13 protein-coding genes are annotated in these 14,942 nt (G+C 43.6%); 1 reads left to right on the forward strand and 12 read right to left on the reverse strand.

The window, feature by feature from the left end; translation table 11 throughout:
* Position 1: 1 nt before the first annotated feature.
* Positions 2 to 1,705 (forward strand): M3 family oligoendopeptidase, encoded by a 1,704-nt coding sequence (locus ABID99_RS20210; RefSeq protein ID WP_373614941.1) that lies wholly within the window; start codon positions 2 to 4, stop codon positions 1,703 to 1,705.
* Positions 1,706 to 1,783: 78 nt separating this feature from the next.
* Here ABID99_RS20210 and ABID99_RS20215 read toward each other — a convergent pair whose 3' ends face one another.
* From ABID99_RS20215 to ABID99_RS20270, 12 genes are all read right to left on the reverse strand, one after another.
* Positions 1,784 to 2,788 (reverse strand): glycosyltransferase family 4 protein, encoded by a 1,005-nt coding sequence (locus ABID99_RS20215; RefSeq protein WP_373614942.1) that lies wholly within the window; start codon positions 2,786 to 2,788, stop codon positions 1,784 to 1,786.
* On the reverse strand, positions 2,789 to 5,065 hold the full coding sequence (locus tag ABID99_RS20220) for a glycosyltransferase (RefSeq protein WP_373614943.1): 2,277 nt from the start codon (positions 5,063 to 5,065) through the stop codon (positions 2,789 to 2,791).
* Positions 5,066 to 5,513: 448 nt separating this feature from the next.
* Entirely contained in the window at positions 5,514 to 6,707 is a 1,194-nt protein-coding gene (locus ABID99_RS20225; RefSeq protein WP_373614944.1) for an aspartate aminotransferase family protein, read from the reverse strand.
* A 350-nt stretch (positions 6,708 to 7,057) separates the two neighbouring features.
* Entirely contained in the window at positions 7,058 to 7,564 is a 507-nt protein-coding gene (locus tag ABID99_RS20230) for a hypothetical protein (RefSeq protein ID WP_090531962.1), read from the reverse strand.
* 17 nt (positions 7,565 to 7,581) lie between these two features.
* On the reverse strand, positions 7,582 to 8,625 hold the full coding sequence (locus ABID99_RS20235) for a hypothetical protein (protein WP_373614945.1): 1,044 nt from the start codon (positions 8,623 to 8,625) through the stop codon (positions 7,582 to 7,584).
* A 51-nt stretch (positions 8,626 to 8,676) separates the two neighbouring features.
* Positions 8,677 to 9,231: an RNA polymerase sigma factor gene (locus ABID99_RS20240; RefSeq protein WP_090531966.1), complete on the reverse strand. Its 555-nt coding sequence runs from the start codon at positions 9,229 to 9,231 to the stop codon at positions 8,677 to 8,679.
* Between the two features lie 31 nt (positions 9,232 to 9,262).
* Entirely contained in the window at positions 9,263 to 10,228 is a 966-nt protein-coding gene (locus ABID99_RS20245) for a transketolase family protein (RefSeq protein WP_090531969.1), read from the reverse strand.
* Positions 10,229 to 10,323: 95 nt separating this feature from the next.
* Complete coding sequence (locus ABID99_RS20250; RefSeq protein ID WP_090531971.1) at positions 10,324 to 11,169, reverse strand: transketolase; 846 nt, start codon at positions 11,167 to 11,169, stop codon at positions 10,324 to 10,326.
* 52 nt (positions 11,170 to 11,221) lie between these two features.
* Positions 11,222 to 11,683: a thioredoxin-dependent thiol peroxidase gene (bcp, locus tag ABID99_RS20255; protein ID WP_091221880.1), complete on the reverse strand. Its 462-nt coding sequence runs from the start codon at positions 11,681 to 11,683 to the stop codon at positions 11,222 to 11,224.
* 15 nt (positions 11,684 to 11,698) lie between these two features.
* Complete coding sequence (locus ABID99_RS20260; protein WP_373614947.1) at positions 11,699 to 13,417, reverse strand: M23 family metallopeptidase; 1,719 nt, start codon at positions 13,415 to 13,417, stop codon at positions 11,699 to 11,701.
* Positions 13,418 to 13,419: 2 nt separating this feature from the next.
* Positions 13,420 to 14,031 carry a fumarylacetoacetate hydrolase family protein gene (locus ABID99_RS20265; protein WP_129570998.1) on the reverse strand — a complete coding sequence of 204 codons (612 nt, stop codon included), beginning with the start codon at positions 14,029 to 14,031 and terminating at the stop codon, positions 13,420 to 13,422.
* Positions 14,032 to 14,277: 246 nt separating this feature from the next.
* Positions 14,278 to 14,733, reverse strand: a complete 456-nt coding sequence (locus ABID99_RS20270) for a T9SS type A sorting domain-containing protein (protein ID WP_175490060.1) — start codon at positions 14,731 to 14,733, stop codon at positions 14,278 to 14,280.
* Positions 14,734 to 14,942: the final 209 nt, after the last annotated feature.

A 14,942-nucleotide genomic window follows, 5' to 3' on the forward strand; every position in this document is an offset into this window, starting at 1 on the left:
CATGATCCACAAAAAAACAAGAACATATATCCCGGCTTCCCTTGATATTAAATGGGAAACCCTTGAGCCTTTTTATAAAGAATTATTAGATCGTCCAATCCACTCAGTTGAAGAACTGGAGAAATGGCTGCGCGATAAAAGTGAGCTGGAAGCAGCTTTGGAAGAAGATTTCGCATGGCGCTATATCCGCATGACCTGCGATACCACCAGCGAAGACTTGCTTCAAAAGTTCCAGTACTTTGCTACCGAAATTGAGCCCAAAATTGCTCCATATAGTAACGAACTGAATAAAAAGCTGGTTGCCAGCGCATTTGTTGATAAACTGGATGGCGAAAAATATTTTATTTTTTTACGGGCTGTAAAAAAAGCATTGGAACTTTTCCGCGAGGAAAATATCCCGGTACAAACTGAAATCCAGGTGGAACAGCAGAAGTACCAGTCTATAACCGGTTCCATGTCTGTTCATGTTGATGATAAGGAATTTACGTTAGAACAAGCTTCCGTATTTTTAAAAGGCACTGATCGTGCTAAACGCCAGGAAGTTTGGGAAAAGATCACCAGCCGCCGTTTACAGGATAAAGACAAACTCGATGAACTTTTCGACCATTTGCGTAAGCTTCGTCACACAGTAGCAACAAACGCCAATTTTGAAAACTTCCGCGATTATATGTTCCAGGCTTTAGGCCGTTTTGATTATACCCCGCAGGATTGTTACGCTTTTCATGCAGCTATCGAAACCGAAATAGTGCCTATTCTAAGAACCCAGGCCGAAAAGCGCCGCGAGGCTTTGCACTTACCTGCCCTTAAGCCATGGGATATGGATGTGGATATTTCTGGCAAACCAGCCCTTAAACCATTTCAGAATGGCGAAGACCTGATCGAAAAATCTATCCAGTGCTTCAGCAACATCAATCGTTATTTAGGCGAACGTTTGGAGATCATGAAAGATAACGGCCTGTTTGATGTGGAAAGCCGTAAAGGCAAAGCCCCGGGTGGTTACAACTATCCGCTGGCCGAAACCGGCGCGCCTTTCATCTTCATGAATTCGGCCAATACCTTCCGCGATTTAACTACTATGGTACACGAAGGCGGTCACGCGGTACACACTTTCCTTACTGCCGATCTGGAACTGAATGATTTTAAACATTGCCCATCCGAAGTTGCCGAATTAGCCTCCATGTCGATGGAGCTGATCTCGATGGATAACTGGAATGTGTATTTTGATAACGAGGAAGATCTTAAACGCGCCAAACGTGATCAGTTAGTTGATGTTTTGAAAACCCTGCCTTGGGTGGCCGTTGTCGATCAGTTTCAGCACTGGATCTATACCAACCCCGACCATACCGATGCCGACCGTACAACCGCCTGGATCGAGATCTTTGAACCATTCGGCGCGGGTTTTACCGATTGGAGCGAACATCGCGAAGCATTAGCAAATCTTTGGCAAAAACAGCTACACATCTTCGAGGTGCCATTTTACTATATCGAATACGGCATGGCCCAGTTAGGCGCTATCGCTGTATGGAAAAACTACAAAGAAAATCCGGAAAAGGGCTTGCAACAATATTTAGACGCCCTTAAACTCGGTTACACTAAAACTATTAAAGAGATTTACGAAACCGCAGGGATCAAGTTTGACTTTAGCGCGGCCTATGTAAAAGAACTGGCTGAGTTTGTTAAATCAGAGTTGGATAAATTAAATTAAAATTTTCTCTCATAAACAACAAAAGCGCCAGTGGCGCTTTTGTTGTTTTATACCTGTCTGCCGCGGCAGTTTTTGCTTTTAATCCAATACCCTATTATACAACTCCCAATAATCCTTCACCATTTTATCGCTCGAAAACTGCGAATTTGCCCAGTCATAACAATCAGCCCTGCTAATCTGACGGAGCCAGCCAACTGCTTCGGCGGCTTCATCAACCGTATTAACCAAAAAGCCGGTCTGTGCGTTTTTGACTAATTCAGGCATTGAGCCCCGGTTAAAAGCTATGACCGGCGTACCGCATAGCATTGCTTCAGCCACACTCAGGCCAAAAGGTTCATCAAAGCTGATGGGATGCAATAGTGCATAAGCGCTGCCTAAAAGCTCCCGCCGCTTATCAGGCCCGGCATGGCCTATATACTCCACATCGGCACAAAGCAATGGCTCTATCTTTTCCTTAAAGTAGTTGGTATCCTGAACTATACCGGCTATCAGTAATTTCCGTTTACTTTTTTTGGCGATATCGATAGCTTCGGCAGTTCCTTTGTCGGGATGGATACGACCGAAGTACAACAGGTAATCATCCGGCTGTTCATAAAACTGAAAATCACGGGTATCGAGGCCGTTATATACCGTGGCTAAATAATCAAGCTCAGGACTACGGTCGGCATTGCTGATAGAAACGTAATGCCCCCGGCTATTATATTTTTTATAAACAGGGATGATCTTTGATGATGAAAACCCGTGAATGGTAGTGAGTAACGGCGTTTTAATCAGGCCTGAGTATGTAAGCGGCAAAAAGTCAAAGTTATTATGAATAATGTCAAACTGACCGGCCTTTTCCATCAGGTTACTGATATGCAGGCATTCCAGCACTTTGGCATCCTGTGTTCTGTCTTCCTCATAACCCGTGTCGCAAATGGCATTAAGCTTACCCGCGGTTATCGAATCGCCCGTGGCGAAGAGAGTTACCTCCGCCCCCATTTTGATGATCCCTTCGGTTATATTTGATGCTATTTGCTCCCAGGGCCCGTAGTGCCTGGGCGGCGTGCGCCAGGCAACAGGGGCTAATACAGCTACCTTCATTTAACAGATCTGCATTTTTTGGCCGTATTTATTGTACTCATATTCCAGCTCAAAGGCTTTCAACACCGTAAGGTGCGATATCAGATAAGCCAGTGTACTTTCAGCTCCCTGGTTACGGTTAATACCGCCAGGCAGCAAACCATCGCAGCAGCCTTTGGTTTCATGGTCATACAACGGTGCCCGCAAAGTATTTTCGCCGAGGAACCATTTATAGCTCAGGAACATTTTTTCAATATACTGCGGTATCCTGAAGATCTGGTATGCCTGGAAATGCATCAGCACCATAGCCATGGTTTCAATAGCCTGCTGATCAAATGTAGGGAATGTGCCGCCACGGTAATACCAGCCATCGTTACCAACAGGACTTAAATACCCGTTTGATAATGTAAGCTGATCAAGGAAAGCCATAGTTGCCAAAGCTATTTTCCTGGCCTCTTCATTACCTGTAATCTCGCATGAGTGCAGTAAGGCCAGCGGCAGGATGGCGTTATCGTAAGTCATCTTTTCCTCAAACCATTGCCAATCATCAGACTGGGTGTTGTTATAAGCATCAATCAATGGCTGGGTAAGGTTGGCCAATATTTTAACCATGCCTTCATCTGTAGGATAAACCTGCAGGTAAAGACTGATACCAATTATAGTATTTGCCACACCCCTTAAATGTTTCAGCGCTGAAAAATGCGGCACCGATTTATGGAAGATCTCCAGGGCGAATTCACGGTATGAATTGCTGGCCGCACAGCCAATCAAATGGCCGAGGGCCCAAATGGTACGGCCAAATGAATCTTCCGACCCAACCTCGTCCAGGTAGCGCCTGTCAAAACTCAGGAAGTTGCGGAAATTACCATCATCAGTTTGCATATAGTGGATGTAGCTCAGGTAAATAGGCAGCAGTTCAAATGCTTCCCGGCTCCCGTTACGTTGATAAGCCATTAGTGCCATAATGAGCGCACGGGCATTATCATCCAAACAATAACCTTCTTTTAAATTCGGGATCCCGTACTTGGCATGTTGTACAATCCCGGTATCATCGGTTAGCCGCAATACGTGGGTCAAGCTGAATTTCGGCAGGATCTCCGGATCAACGATGCTGTTACGCAGAATTTTATCACTGAAATCAAAACGTACCAGTGATTCCTGAGCCACTTTAATAAATTCGGCACCAATAACAGGCCAGCGTAAATGCAAACCATATTGGTAAGCGTTTTCTTTCAGTTCGTTCAGCACTCGGTCCTGATCAAGTAATTCAATAACGGTATCGGCCAGCGCTTCCGAATTTTTAAAATCAAATAGCCTGCCACGCTTTTCGGCCAGCAATTCGGTAGCATGCCAGTATGGAGTCGAAACCACAGCTGCACCCGCACCAACCGCATATGATAAGGTACCGCTGGTGATCTGTGCTTCGTTTAAATATGGTGTTACGTAAATTTCGCAGGCAGTTAAATAGTTTACCAATTCCTCTTCGGAAACAAACTTGGCGATAAATGCCAGGTTCTTCGAAACGCCTAACTGCGCCGCAAGCGATTTCAAATGATCGCGGTACTCCTCGCCCGAACTTTTGATAACCCCGGGATGTGTATTACCCAATACCACGTACATCACATCAGGATGCTTCGCTACTACTTTAGGCAATGCTTTTATTACAGTTTCCAAACCTTTGTTACGGCTTAGCAAACCAAAGGTTAACATCACCCTTTTGTTTTTAAAAGCCGACAAGCTTTTCACCGGATTCTCGGCAGGGGCTTCCACATCAGGTACGCCATGCTCTATGATCTGGATCTTGTCGGCAGGGATCTCATAAATATTGGTCAGGAAATCTACAGCACGTTTGCTCATCACCACAACCTTCGATGATTGCTCGGCAATTTCGCGAATAATGATGCGCTGCACATAGCTCGGATCTTTCAATACCGTGTGTAAAATGGATATCAGCGGCTTTTCAAGACGATTGATCAGCGGTAAAATATAAATGCCGCTTTCGCCGCCGTAAATGCCAAACTCATGCTCCATAATACATACATCGGCATTACTGGTGTTGATATAATTGGCTGCACGGATATAATCTTTCTGGTGATTTTGGCGAATGATATATTTAACTTCCTCCGGGTATTCATATTCCTGTAGGTTTTCCGAATCATTAAGTGCCACAACAAAGCCATTTTGTGCTAAGGTGTGCCTTTCAGGAAAATTTGAACTGATGGCACGCATCAAATTATTATTAAATGTTGCAAGGCCGCATTCGCGGGGGGGATAGGTTGATATATATGCTATTTTCATATGTAGATTGTGTATAGATGCTTTGATAGTTCGTTTTACAATATTTAATTAATTGTAAAAGCAGGGTGACCTTAAAAAGATGCATCAGTGACCTTATTTATTGCCTTTAGGACACCGAAAGCATTGTTTTTATAGGCATTGCTATAAATACACAAACCATACCAATTTAACTCAAACTATAATCCTTATGAATTATGAAGGTGTTGTAACAGGCAATTTACAAGGAAGAATAGCACAGAATTGACTCAGCCAACATCGTTGTGCTTGTCGGCTTTCTTTGATTCGCAAATGGGCTGAAGAAAACTTCTTTTCATTTAGTATAGAGCAGTAATGAGATTTCGCGTTAACGCGAAAGAGAAATCATATACACAATCGAGGCTGGATTTGCATGGTTTCTTAACTGTCCGCAGAAGATTTCTCCTCATTTCACGAGGAGGAATGTTATATTTTATTTATTAGTGTAGAAATCAATCGCTTCTATAATTACATCACAAGCTTTCCTGATCTCGTCGTGGGTAATGATCAAAGGAGGCGCCAAACGCATGGAGTTGCTGCAATGTAAAAACCAGTCGGTTATTACACCGTTTTCGATACAACGGTCAATTATGTTTTTATTGAGCTCGAAGTTTTCCAGTTCGATAGCCATCATGAGGCCTTTGCCGCGTACCTGTTGTATAACCGGGTGTACAAGCAAATCCCGAAACAAAGCTTCCTTTTCGGCTACGCCGGATACCAGGTTGTTATCCAGCAGAAACTCCAGTGCCGCTAAACCTGCCGCGCAGCATACAGGGTGCCCGCCAAAGGTAGTGATATGACCAAGGATCGGGTTTTCCTTTAACGCGTCCATGATCTGGTTTGATGAAATGAACGCCCCTATCGGCATCCCGCCGCCTAAAGCTTTTGCCAGTAACAGGATATCTGGTACGATATCAAAATGCTCAAACGCGAAAAGCTTTCCTGTTCGTCCAAACGCCGCCTGGATCTCATCCAGGATCAACAGCGTACCGGTTTCGGTACAACGGGCACGTAAAGCCTGCATATATGCAAGATCCGGCACACGGATGCCGGCCTCACCCTGGATGGTTTCGATAATCACGCAGGCGGTTTCTTCAGTTATCAGCACAAGATCTTCCGGGTTATTAAAACGGATGAAATTCACGCCCGGCAATAAAGGACGATAAGCCTGTTTAAACTCCTCATTGCCCATAACACTCAATGCGCCATGTGTGCTGCCATGATACGAGTTAAGACAAGCAACAACCTGCTGCCTGCCCGTAAAACGCTTGGCAAGCTTTAATGCCCCCTCAACGGCCTCGGCACCCGAGTTGGTAAAATATACCGACTGGAGGGGCGCCGGTAATACGGAAACAAGCTTTTCGGCAAAACGCACCTGCGGGGTTTGTACATATTCGCCGTAAACCATTAGGTGCATGTATTTATCAACCTGCTGTTTAATAGCCTCAATAACATAGGGGTTGCTGTGGCCTAAGCTACTTACACCGATGCCTGAGATCAGATCGATATAGGGTTTGCCCTCCGCATTGTACATATAAATACCTTCGGCACGCTCAAATTCAAGCAATAAAGGAAAATTAGTGGTTTGCGCGTTATTGGCTAAAAAAAGCTGGCGAAGAGTAGGCATGTTGTTAAGTTCTAAGTCTTAAGTACAAAGTTTTAAGTCAATTATCCAATGCAGGTTTTAAGAGAAGACGTCATTGCGAGATACGAAGCAATCGCGAACTATACAGAGCGGCTCTGCTTATAGGGGATTGCTTCGTATCTCGCAATGACGAGTAGTAGAGCTAAGACTTACGAAGTTTTAAAAACTTCGTAAGTCTTAGGTCCGCAATGATGACCTACTTAGATTTACCGACAAAGATAAACTAAAACAGATGGACGAAAATCCATCTGTAAACGTATTTTTAAAATGATCTTGATTTATTAGGAAGAAAAGAAACCTAATCTCTAAACTCCAACCTCTAATCACTACCCCTAATTCCCCGCTCTCTCGCTGCGTTCGCTAAGTTGTTTGATGAGCTCATCGTTAAATTCCTGTTCGCTTTTGTACAGGACACTCACCTTTTCGGGCGGAAGGATCTTGGCAAAGGAATCGCGGTAGCGTTTACGGATCCCAACCAGCTGGCTTTCGTAATAGATTTCCTTATCTATTTGCTCGGTGCCGTTGGTTGATGAAGTGGAGTTATTTAAACGCTTCAGAATGCGTACAGCAGTAAGCTCCTGCTGGTACTGATTATAAAGCGGCCAAAATTTGTTAGCCTCTTCATCAGTAAGATCAAGCTGGCGGCTGATATACCTGTTACGGGCAGCCTCAAGTCTTTTACCCATAGCGCCCTTTTTGTTGCCATTAGGACGTACCGGGTTAAGTTGGGGCCTTGAGGGCGTTTGAGCCGGAACAAAGCGGTTAACCTGTCCCACAGCTTCATAGCCTAATGCCATAACAAATAACACAATACAAATATGCCTGATCAATTTACTCATTAAATTTTTTCCTCTGTTTAATTATCTATATAATCCGACAGATCTTCGTCTGCATTACTTGTGTTGCTTTTTTGGTTTGCATCTATCAGCGTACGGGTATCGCTTGCGTCCATGTGTAACTGAAGATAGCTTTTTATTTCATCAACCGGCACCGATGATACCTGCTCATGCAAGTAAGAATGGTTATGATCCGGCGCCTGGATATCTCCCCTGAAAATAACACCCACACCTAATATTAAAGCAAAGCAGGCCGCTGTAGCATACCTGATGGTTGGCGACAACCAAAGCCTCCTCACTATTCCTTTTTTCTGTACAGGTTTTGCTTTGTTAATGCTTATAACATTATCAATCTCCTGCTCCTCTTCAACTTCAGCATTAACTGTTTTATCCAGGATACGCTGGTTAAGCTTATCAAAGTAATCTATCGGTACAACAAAACCTTCGTGCCCGGCATTTATTGCTTCCTCAACTGCTATGCGGCTTTGAATATTGGCACTTAGCTCCTCAAAATAATTTTCAGGAACAGTAAACCCTTCATCGCCCATGGCTTCCTCAACCGCGATACGGCTTTGGATGTTGCTGCTCAGTTCATCAAAGTAATTTTCGGGTACGGTGAAGCCTTCATCAGCCAGGTTCATGGCCTCCCCCACCGCTATACGGCTTTGGATATTGCTGCTTAACTCGTCAAAATAGTTTTCGGGTACCGTGAAGCCCTCTCCCGCATTCATGGCTTCATCAACCACAATCCGGCTTTGAATATTGCTGCTCAGCTCATCAAAATAATTTTCGGGAACGGTAAATCCCGAATCACCGGCGCTTAAAGCACGCTCAATATTTATACGGCTCCGGATGTTGCTGCTTAGCTCGTCAAAGTAGTTTTCGGGTATGGTATACCCTGCAGATGGATAATTTTTTAATCCCTCAAGCCTTATACGTGTTGTAATGTGCTGCGCTAACTCATGGAAATAGCCTTCAGGCACTGTGAACGGGTTAGTTTTGCTAACCTGTTTCAGCGCGATGAAATCATCCAGCCATTCCCTATTGTCCATATCGCTTTTCATACACAACTATAGATTGGTATAGTGCTAAAAGGTTTAACGTAAATTAAAAAATTAATCCCTGCCAAGCAAATGAGCTTCTATCTTCTTGACTGCCAGGTGAAACGAAGCCTTTAAAGCCCCCACACTGGTACCCAAAACCTGCGACATTTCTTCATACTTCATGTCTTCATAATATTTCATATTGAAAACAAGCCGTTGTTTTTCGGGCAGGGTAAGCAGTGCCTCCTGCAGCTTCCGCTGCGCCGCATCGCCGTTAAAATAGGTTGAGTCGGCCAGCGTATCGGCCAGCTCATAAGCAACATCATCCAACGAAACATTATTTTTTTGTTTTTTCTTATTCAAAAAAGTAATGCATTCGTTGGATGCTATCCTGTACATCCAGGTGTACAGTTGCGCGTCGTTTCTGAAACCGGCCAGGTTTTTCCAAACCTTTACAAAAACATCCTGAACCAGATCATCAGCATCGTCATGATCAACAACCATGCGCCTGATGTGCCAGTATATTTTTTGCTGGTATTTTTTTAACAACAGGTTAAATGCCTCATTCCGGGTTTTTTCGTCCTGAAACTTGCTTAATATCTCTGAATCTTCAACCTGTACCGACATTTTTAGAATTTTATTAATGTTAAAGGTTTAATTAACCTTTTTTGTTTTTTCTTTCTATCACCTTTTTCACCGCTGCCACAATATGATCTGCATCCAGGCCGTATTTGGTCATCAGTTGTTCAGGTGTACCGCTTTCGCCAAAGCTGTCATTTACAGCTACGTACTCCTGTGGTGATGGATTGTGCACTGCAAGCACCTGGGCAACGCTGTCGCCTAAGCCACCCAAACGGTTGTGTTCTTCGGCAGTAACTACGCAACCTGTTTTAGCCACCGATTTCAAAATAGCCTCTTCATCCAACGGTTTAATGGTGTGGATGTTGATGATCTCGGCATCGATACCCTGCTCAGCTAAAATTTCGCCCGCAAGGATAGCCTGCCATACCAGGTGACCTGTAGCAAAGATACTTACATCGGCGCCTTCGTTCACCATCCACGCTTTACCAATTTCAAATTTTTGATCGGGATCGGTAAAGATCGGAACAACCGGGCGGCCGAAACGTAAGTAAACCGGGCCGTCATACTCAGCAATAGCAACAGTAGCGGCTTTGGTTTGGTTGTAATCGCAAGTGTTGATAACAGTCATGCCTGGTAACATTTTCATCAGGCCTATATCTTCCAAAATCTGGTGGGTAGCACCGTCTTCGCCCAAAGTTAAACCGGCGTGTGAAGCGCAAATTTTAACGTTTTTGTTTGAATAAGCCACCGACTGGCGGATCTGATCATAAACCCTGCCTGTTGAAAAGTTGGCGAAAGTACCGGTGAAAGGAATTTTACCGCCGATGGTCATGCCGGCAGCAATACCGATCATGTTAGCTTCAGCAATACCAACCTGTACAAAACGTTCAGGGAATGCTTTAATAAAATCGTTCATTTTTAACGAACCAATAAGGTCGGCGCAAAGTGCAACAACCTGATCATTTTTCTGGCCTGCTTCCAGCAACCCGGCGCCAAAGCCCGAGCGGGTATCTTTTTTATCTGTGTAAGTGTATTTTTTCATTGTTCAAATTCCCTCCGCAATCGGGAAGGATTGGAATTAAATCGTGATAATATAAACTGATGTTTTTGACTCTCCCCCTTCAGGGGGCCGGGGGGTTAATAATCGCCCAGTGTTTCCTCTAACTGATCTAAAGCCAGTTTAAGCTGCTCATCATTTGGCGCAACACCGTGCCATTTGTGGCTGCCTACCATAAAGTCAACACCGTAACCCATTTCGGTATGCATCAGGATCATGATCGGTTTACCCTGACCTGTGCGGCTTTTTGCTTCTTCAAGTACTCTAACCACATCGGCCATATCATTACCTTTCATATCCAATACATCCCAGCCAAAAGCTTCCCATTTAGCGCGAAGATCGCCTAATGAAAGTACCTGTTTGGTAGGACCATCAATTTGCTGACCGTTAACATCGATAGTTGAGATCAGGTTATCAACATGATTGTGCGGGGCAAACATCGCAGCTTCCCAAATCTGGCCTTCCTGGATCTCGCCATCGCCATGCAGGGTAAACACCAATGATTTATCACCATTTAATTTTTTTGCCAATGCAGCGCCGATAGCTACTGATAAACCCTGGCCCAATGAACCCGAAGCAATACGGATACCCGGAAGGTGCTCATGTGTGGTTGGGTGACCTTGTAAACGCGCGTTCAGTTTACGGAAAGTTGCAAGTTCGGCTTTATCAAAATAACCGGCATGTGCCAATGTGCTGTAAAACACGGGGGAAATATGGCCGTTTGACAGGAAGAAAATATCTTCGCCAACTGCATCCATATTAAATTTAGGATCGTGGTTCATTACCGAAAAATACAATGCGGTAAAGAAATCGGTACAGCCCAATGAGCCGCCCGGGTGGCCTGATTGACAGCCATGTACCATGCGTACAATGTCGCGCCTGATTTGTGACGCGGTTTTTTCTAATGTTTGTAAGTCTGCTTTCATTAATGGAATTTAGGAACTGCTAAAGTAGCTATTTTGATTGTGTTTTTAACACTTATTTTACAAGATCGAGCACCTGTTGTGACGAGGCCTTAGTATCAACCTTACTGATCACATGCGTAATAACCCCTTCTGCATCAATTATAAATGTGGTACGGGCTGTACCCATATATTTTTTGCCGTACATGTTTTTTTCAACCCATACGCCGTAAGCTTCAACAATTTTAAGTTCATTATCGGCTATCAGGGTAAATGGCAGGCTGTATTTGGTTTCAAATTTTTTGTGCGATTTTTCATCGTCGGTACTTACACCTATCACCTCAAAACCTTTGCTTAAAAGCGATTGATAGTTATCCCTGAAATCGCATGATTCGGCAGTACAGCCGGGGGTATCATCTTTAGGATAAAAGTAAAGGATCACATTTTTGCCTTTATAATCGGCAAGGGATACTTCTTTGCCGTTTTGGTCTTTAGCGGTAAAAGCAGGAGCTTTATCGCCTTCTTTTAATGTTGTCATGGCTTATTTAGGTACTTATCTGGAAAAATCGGCGGAAAATTCCGAAAAATTATTCTTGTTATCAACTAAAGTCAACTTAAACACGTGTTTACCGGGCGCAATATCGTTATTAAAGGTGTAACTTAATATTTTAGTTTTATAATCATGCTCCATTAGCACCCATTTACCATCAATTGTGCCTGTATAGCTCTTAATTCCTGATAAATTATCGCTCATTCTGAGATTAATACTGCGGGCAGTCTTCATATTGCTCCCATTTTTGATATTGAGCGGGCGAATAACCGGGGCTACCGTATCTACCTTGATATAATAGTCGCCAAAGGCACTTACCTGCGATATCACATAGCCATCTTTAAAGTAACCGCCCTGGCAGCCTCCCCATGAACTTACAATAACCGCCTTATCAGTGTACTTACCCAGGTCGACATCGGGCTTGATCCAGATTTCATAATTATCGTGAATGGGCGTTAACCGGTTATGGATATGGTGCACGGCAGAATAAGCAACTGCAGGTTTGGCTGATGCTGAATATTGGAAATCAAGGTCATCATAAAGGTTACCTGGCATAATGACCACTTTCACTTTGTCGTTGCTAAACTCGCTCCGCTTGTCATAGTAAAACATAGTACCGGTAGGTTTTACAGGCTGTGGGTTTGTAAACGGAGATGATTTAACCTTAAGGTTAAGCGATGCTGTATTGCCCGCCACATCCTTTACAATATACTCCACATCATGCGTCGCGTTATCATCGAACGTAATAATGCCGTTATTTACCGATTGCGGATACAATGAAATCCGGCTGCCGGGCAGGATGAAGCATTTCTGCATCCACCTGCGGGATGATTCAAATGCAGGGTAATCTATATACGCATTGATGGCATGGGTCTGATCAAACGCGAAACGTTCAACCGCAAAGGTATACACGGTTTTGCCATCCAGTTTTAGCTCTATAGAATAAACGCCGTTATGATTAAACGACGTGCTGTTCATATCGGTGGTATTAATCCCGAATCCGATATTGCCGCTTAGTTCCAGCGTTTGTGGTTTAAGGAGATGATAATTACCTGCTGAGCCCGTAACGCCTAAAAACTCCCTGGGCGTTTTTTCGCTGAACGGTTTTCCGTTGAGGTGATAGATACCAATAGCGGTAATTGTAGGCGGCACTTTATCAGGAATGGTTAAACCAAATAGCTGTGCATTGATAGTTTCCTCTGTTTTACTGTCCCTGATCTCAAAGTGCACATGCGGCCCGGCCGATGCACCGGCATTTCCTGAAATGGCTACCACCTCATCCTTTTTTACCGGCACCTGTGTTGGTGTAAGTTTAAAATCGGCTTCGTAGGTTTGGTACTCGTACTGGTATTTCTTTACCAGCTCAATAACCGCTGGACTAAAACTTTGCAGGTGACCATAAACCGTAGTATACCCATTGGGGTGGGTAATATAAATAGCCCTCCCAAAACCGCCAAACTGAACACGTACCCTTGATATATAACCTTCGGCAGCTGCATGCACAGGGTAGCCTGTCCGCTGGTTGGTTTTAAAATCGAGCCCGGAGTGGAAATGTGACGGCCTTAACTCGCCAAATGAACCGGCTGTAGTGGGTGGCGTAAGATCAAGCGGATACCTGAAATAATTTTGCGGGTAAGCCCTGCTTTGTATAATATTTTGAGCAAATGCGTTTGAATAAAGCGCCAAACACATTGCGCCTGTAACCAATATTTTTTTTATCATGCTTACTTAACGTAAAAATCGAGCATTTTCTCATCTTCGAGGTATCCCTCAAGTCTGTCGCCGATTTTTACTTTTGATACACCTGGTGGGGTGCCGGTAAATATCAGGTCGCCCTTTTTTAGGGTGATGTATTTTGAAACAAAGGCGATGATGCTCTCAAACGAAAAAAGCAGATCGCGGGTGTTGCCCTGCTGGCGGGTTTCGCCGTTAATATCCAGCTTAAAGTTGATATCATAAACAGATTCAAACTTGGTCTTAGGCACAAAAGTACTGATGGGCGCCGAGCCATCAAAGGCTTTAGCCAGTTCCCAGGGAAGGCCTTTTTCTTTGTGGCGTGCCTGAACATCACGTGCGGTAAAGTCAATACCTAAGCCAATTTCTTCGTAGTAATTAGCGGCAAATTTCTCGCTGATGTGCTTGCCTTCTTTACTGATCTTCAAAACCAATTCAATTTCATGGTGAACATCTTCCGAAAAATCGGGATGGTAAAAAGGCTTGTTCTCTTTTAATAATGCCGTATCGGGCTTCATGAAGATAACCGGCGTTGTGGGTACCGGGTTATTGAGTTCTTTGGCGTGTTCGGCGTAGTTGCGGCCAATGGCAATAATTTTCATAAATGAACGCTATAATCGCCAAAGCTAAAAAAATTGATGGGTTTGGGAGGAAGGTTTTGAAGGTGTATTAATAATTGACATTTTTTGCGTTATTACTTCTACATTAAAAATCATGTCATTGCGAGGAGCGGCATAGGTAAAGTGCGCTTGGGGCAACGAAGCAATCTCGTAGCTATACGGATCGGACATGCATTGACGACAAGATTGCCGCGCTTCGCTTATAATGACATAATCTTTAGCTATTTGTTAATTAATAACCGAAATCCTTTTAATAACAGATTCGGTACCGGCTACAACGCGCACAAAGTAAAAGCCGCGGACCAGCTTATTGCTGATCGGGTAATTCAGATTATGATCGCCGGATTCAACCCTTTGCGAAAACAGGGTAGAAATATCATTGCCCAGCACATCCATTATTTTAATGGTTACGTTGGTATTGCGCGAAATGGAATATTTAAGATTGATCTGGTCAGTTACCGGGTTAGGGTACAATTGCACATCAGTTAGTAGTTTATCATCGGGCCGGGATACATTCAATTTTACACTTGAAGTAACAGCGGGTTTTAATGGAGGAAGCGAAAGGTGCAAGCCATTCTTTAAATAAGAGGTTTTGGCAGCTTTAGTTTTACCCCTAAGATACACGGTATCAGACTTTAGCGAATGACCATCGGCAACAAAGGCGAAGTTCACGAAAATTGCCATCGCAATTATCACGACCCATGTATAGGTATAAACATAAGAATATGTAAAATTTCGCCTCATTATTTAGTATGATTCTACAAAAGTATAAATAATGCCCTCATCCCATTAAATATTAGTGTTTTTGTAAAACTTTTTAACAAATTTTAACAAAATGCACAGCCTTATTGTATAATAGACACATAATTTCCTTATACGTTTAATCATTCTAA

This window comes from Mucilaginibacter sp. OAE612, from assembly GCF_041806395.1.
GTDB lineage: Bacteria > Bacteroidota > Bacteroidia > Sphingobacteriales > Sphingobacteriaceae > Mucilaginibacter > Mucilaginibacter rubeus.

Bases quoted from the DNA above. Each gene is read 5' to 3' on its own strand.
- ABID99_RS20210 (WP_373614941.1), top strand. From the start codon at position 2: ATGATCCACAAAAAAACAAGAACATATATCCCGGCTTCCCTTGATATT.
- ABID99_RS20215 (WP_373614942.1), bottom strand. From the start codon at position 2,788: ATGAAGGTAGCTGTATTAGCCCCTGTTGCCTGGCGCACGCCGCCCAGG.
- ABID99_RS20220 (WP_373614943.1), bottom strand. From the start codon at position 5,065: ATGAAAATAGCATATATATCAACCTATCCCCCCCGCGAATGCGGCCTT.
- ABID99_RS20225 (WP_373614944.1), bottom strand. From the start codon at position 6,707: ATGCCTACTCTTCGCCAGCTTTTTTTAGCCAATAACGCGCAAACCACT.
- ABID99_RS20230 (WP_090531962.1), bottom strand. From the start codon at position 7,564: ATGAGTAAATTGATCAGGCATATTTGTATTGTGTTATTTGTTATGGCA.
- ABID99_RS20235 (WP_373614945.1), bottom strand. From the start codon at position 8,625: ATGAAAAGCGATATGGACAATAGGGAATGGCTGGATGATTTCATCGCG.
- ABID99_RS20240 (WP_090531966.1), bottom strand. From the start codon at position 9,231: ATGTCGGTACAGGTTGAAGATTCAGAGATATTAAGCAAGTTTCAGGAC.
- ABID99_RS20245 (WP_090531969.1), bottom strand. From the start codon at position 10,228: ATGAAAAAATACACTTACACAGATAAAAAAGATACCCGCTCGGGCTTT.
- ABID99_RS20250 (WP_090531971.1), bottom strand. From the start codon at position 11,169: ATGAAAGCAGACTTACAAACATTAGAAAAAACCGCGTCACAAATCAGG.
- bcp (WP_091221880.1), bottom strand. From the start codon at position 11,683: ATGACAACATTAAAAGAAGGCGATAAAGCTCCTGCTTTTACCGCTAAA.
- ABID99_RS20260 (WP_373614947.1), bottom strand. From the start codon at position 13,417: ATGATAAAAAAAATATTGGTTACAGGCGCAATGTGTTTGGCGCTTTAT.
- ABID99_RS20265 (WP_129570998.1), bottom strand. From the start codon at position 14,031: ATGAAAATTATTGCCATTGGCCGCAACTACGCCGAACACGCCAAAGAA.
- ABID99_RS20270 (WP_175490060.1), bottom strand. From the start codon at position 14,733: ATGGCAATTTTCGTGAACTTCGCCTTTGTTGCCGATGGTCATTCGCTA.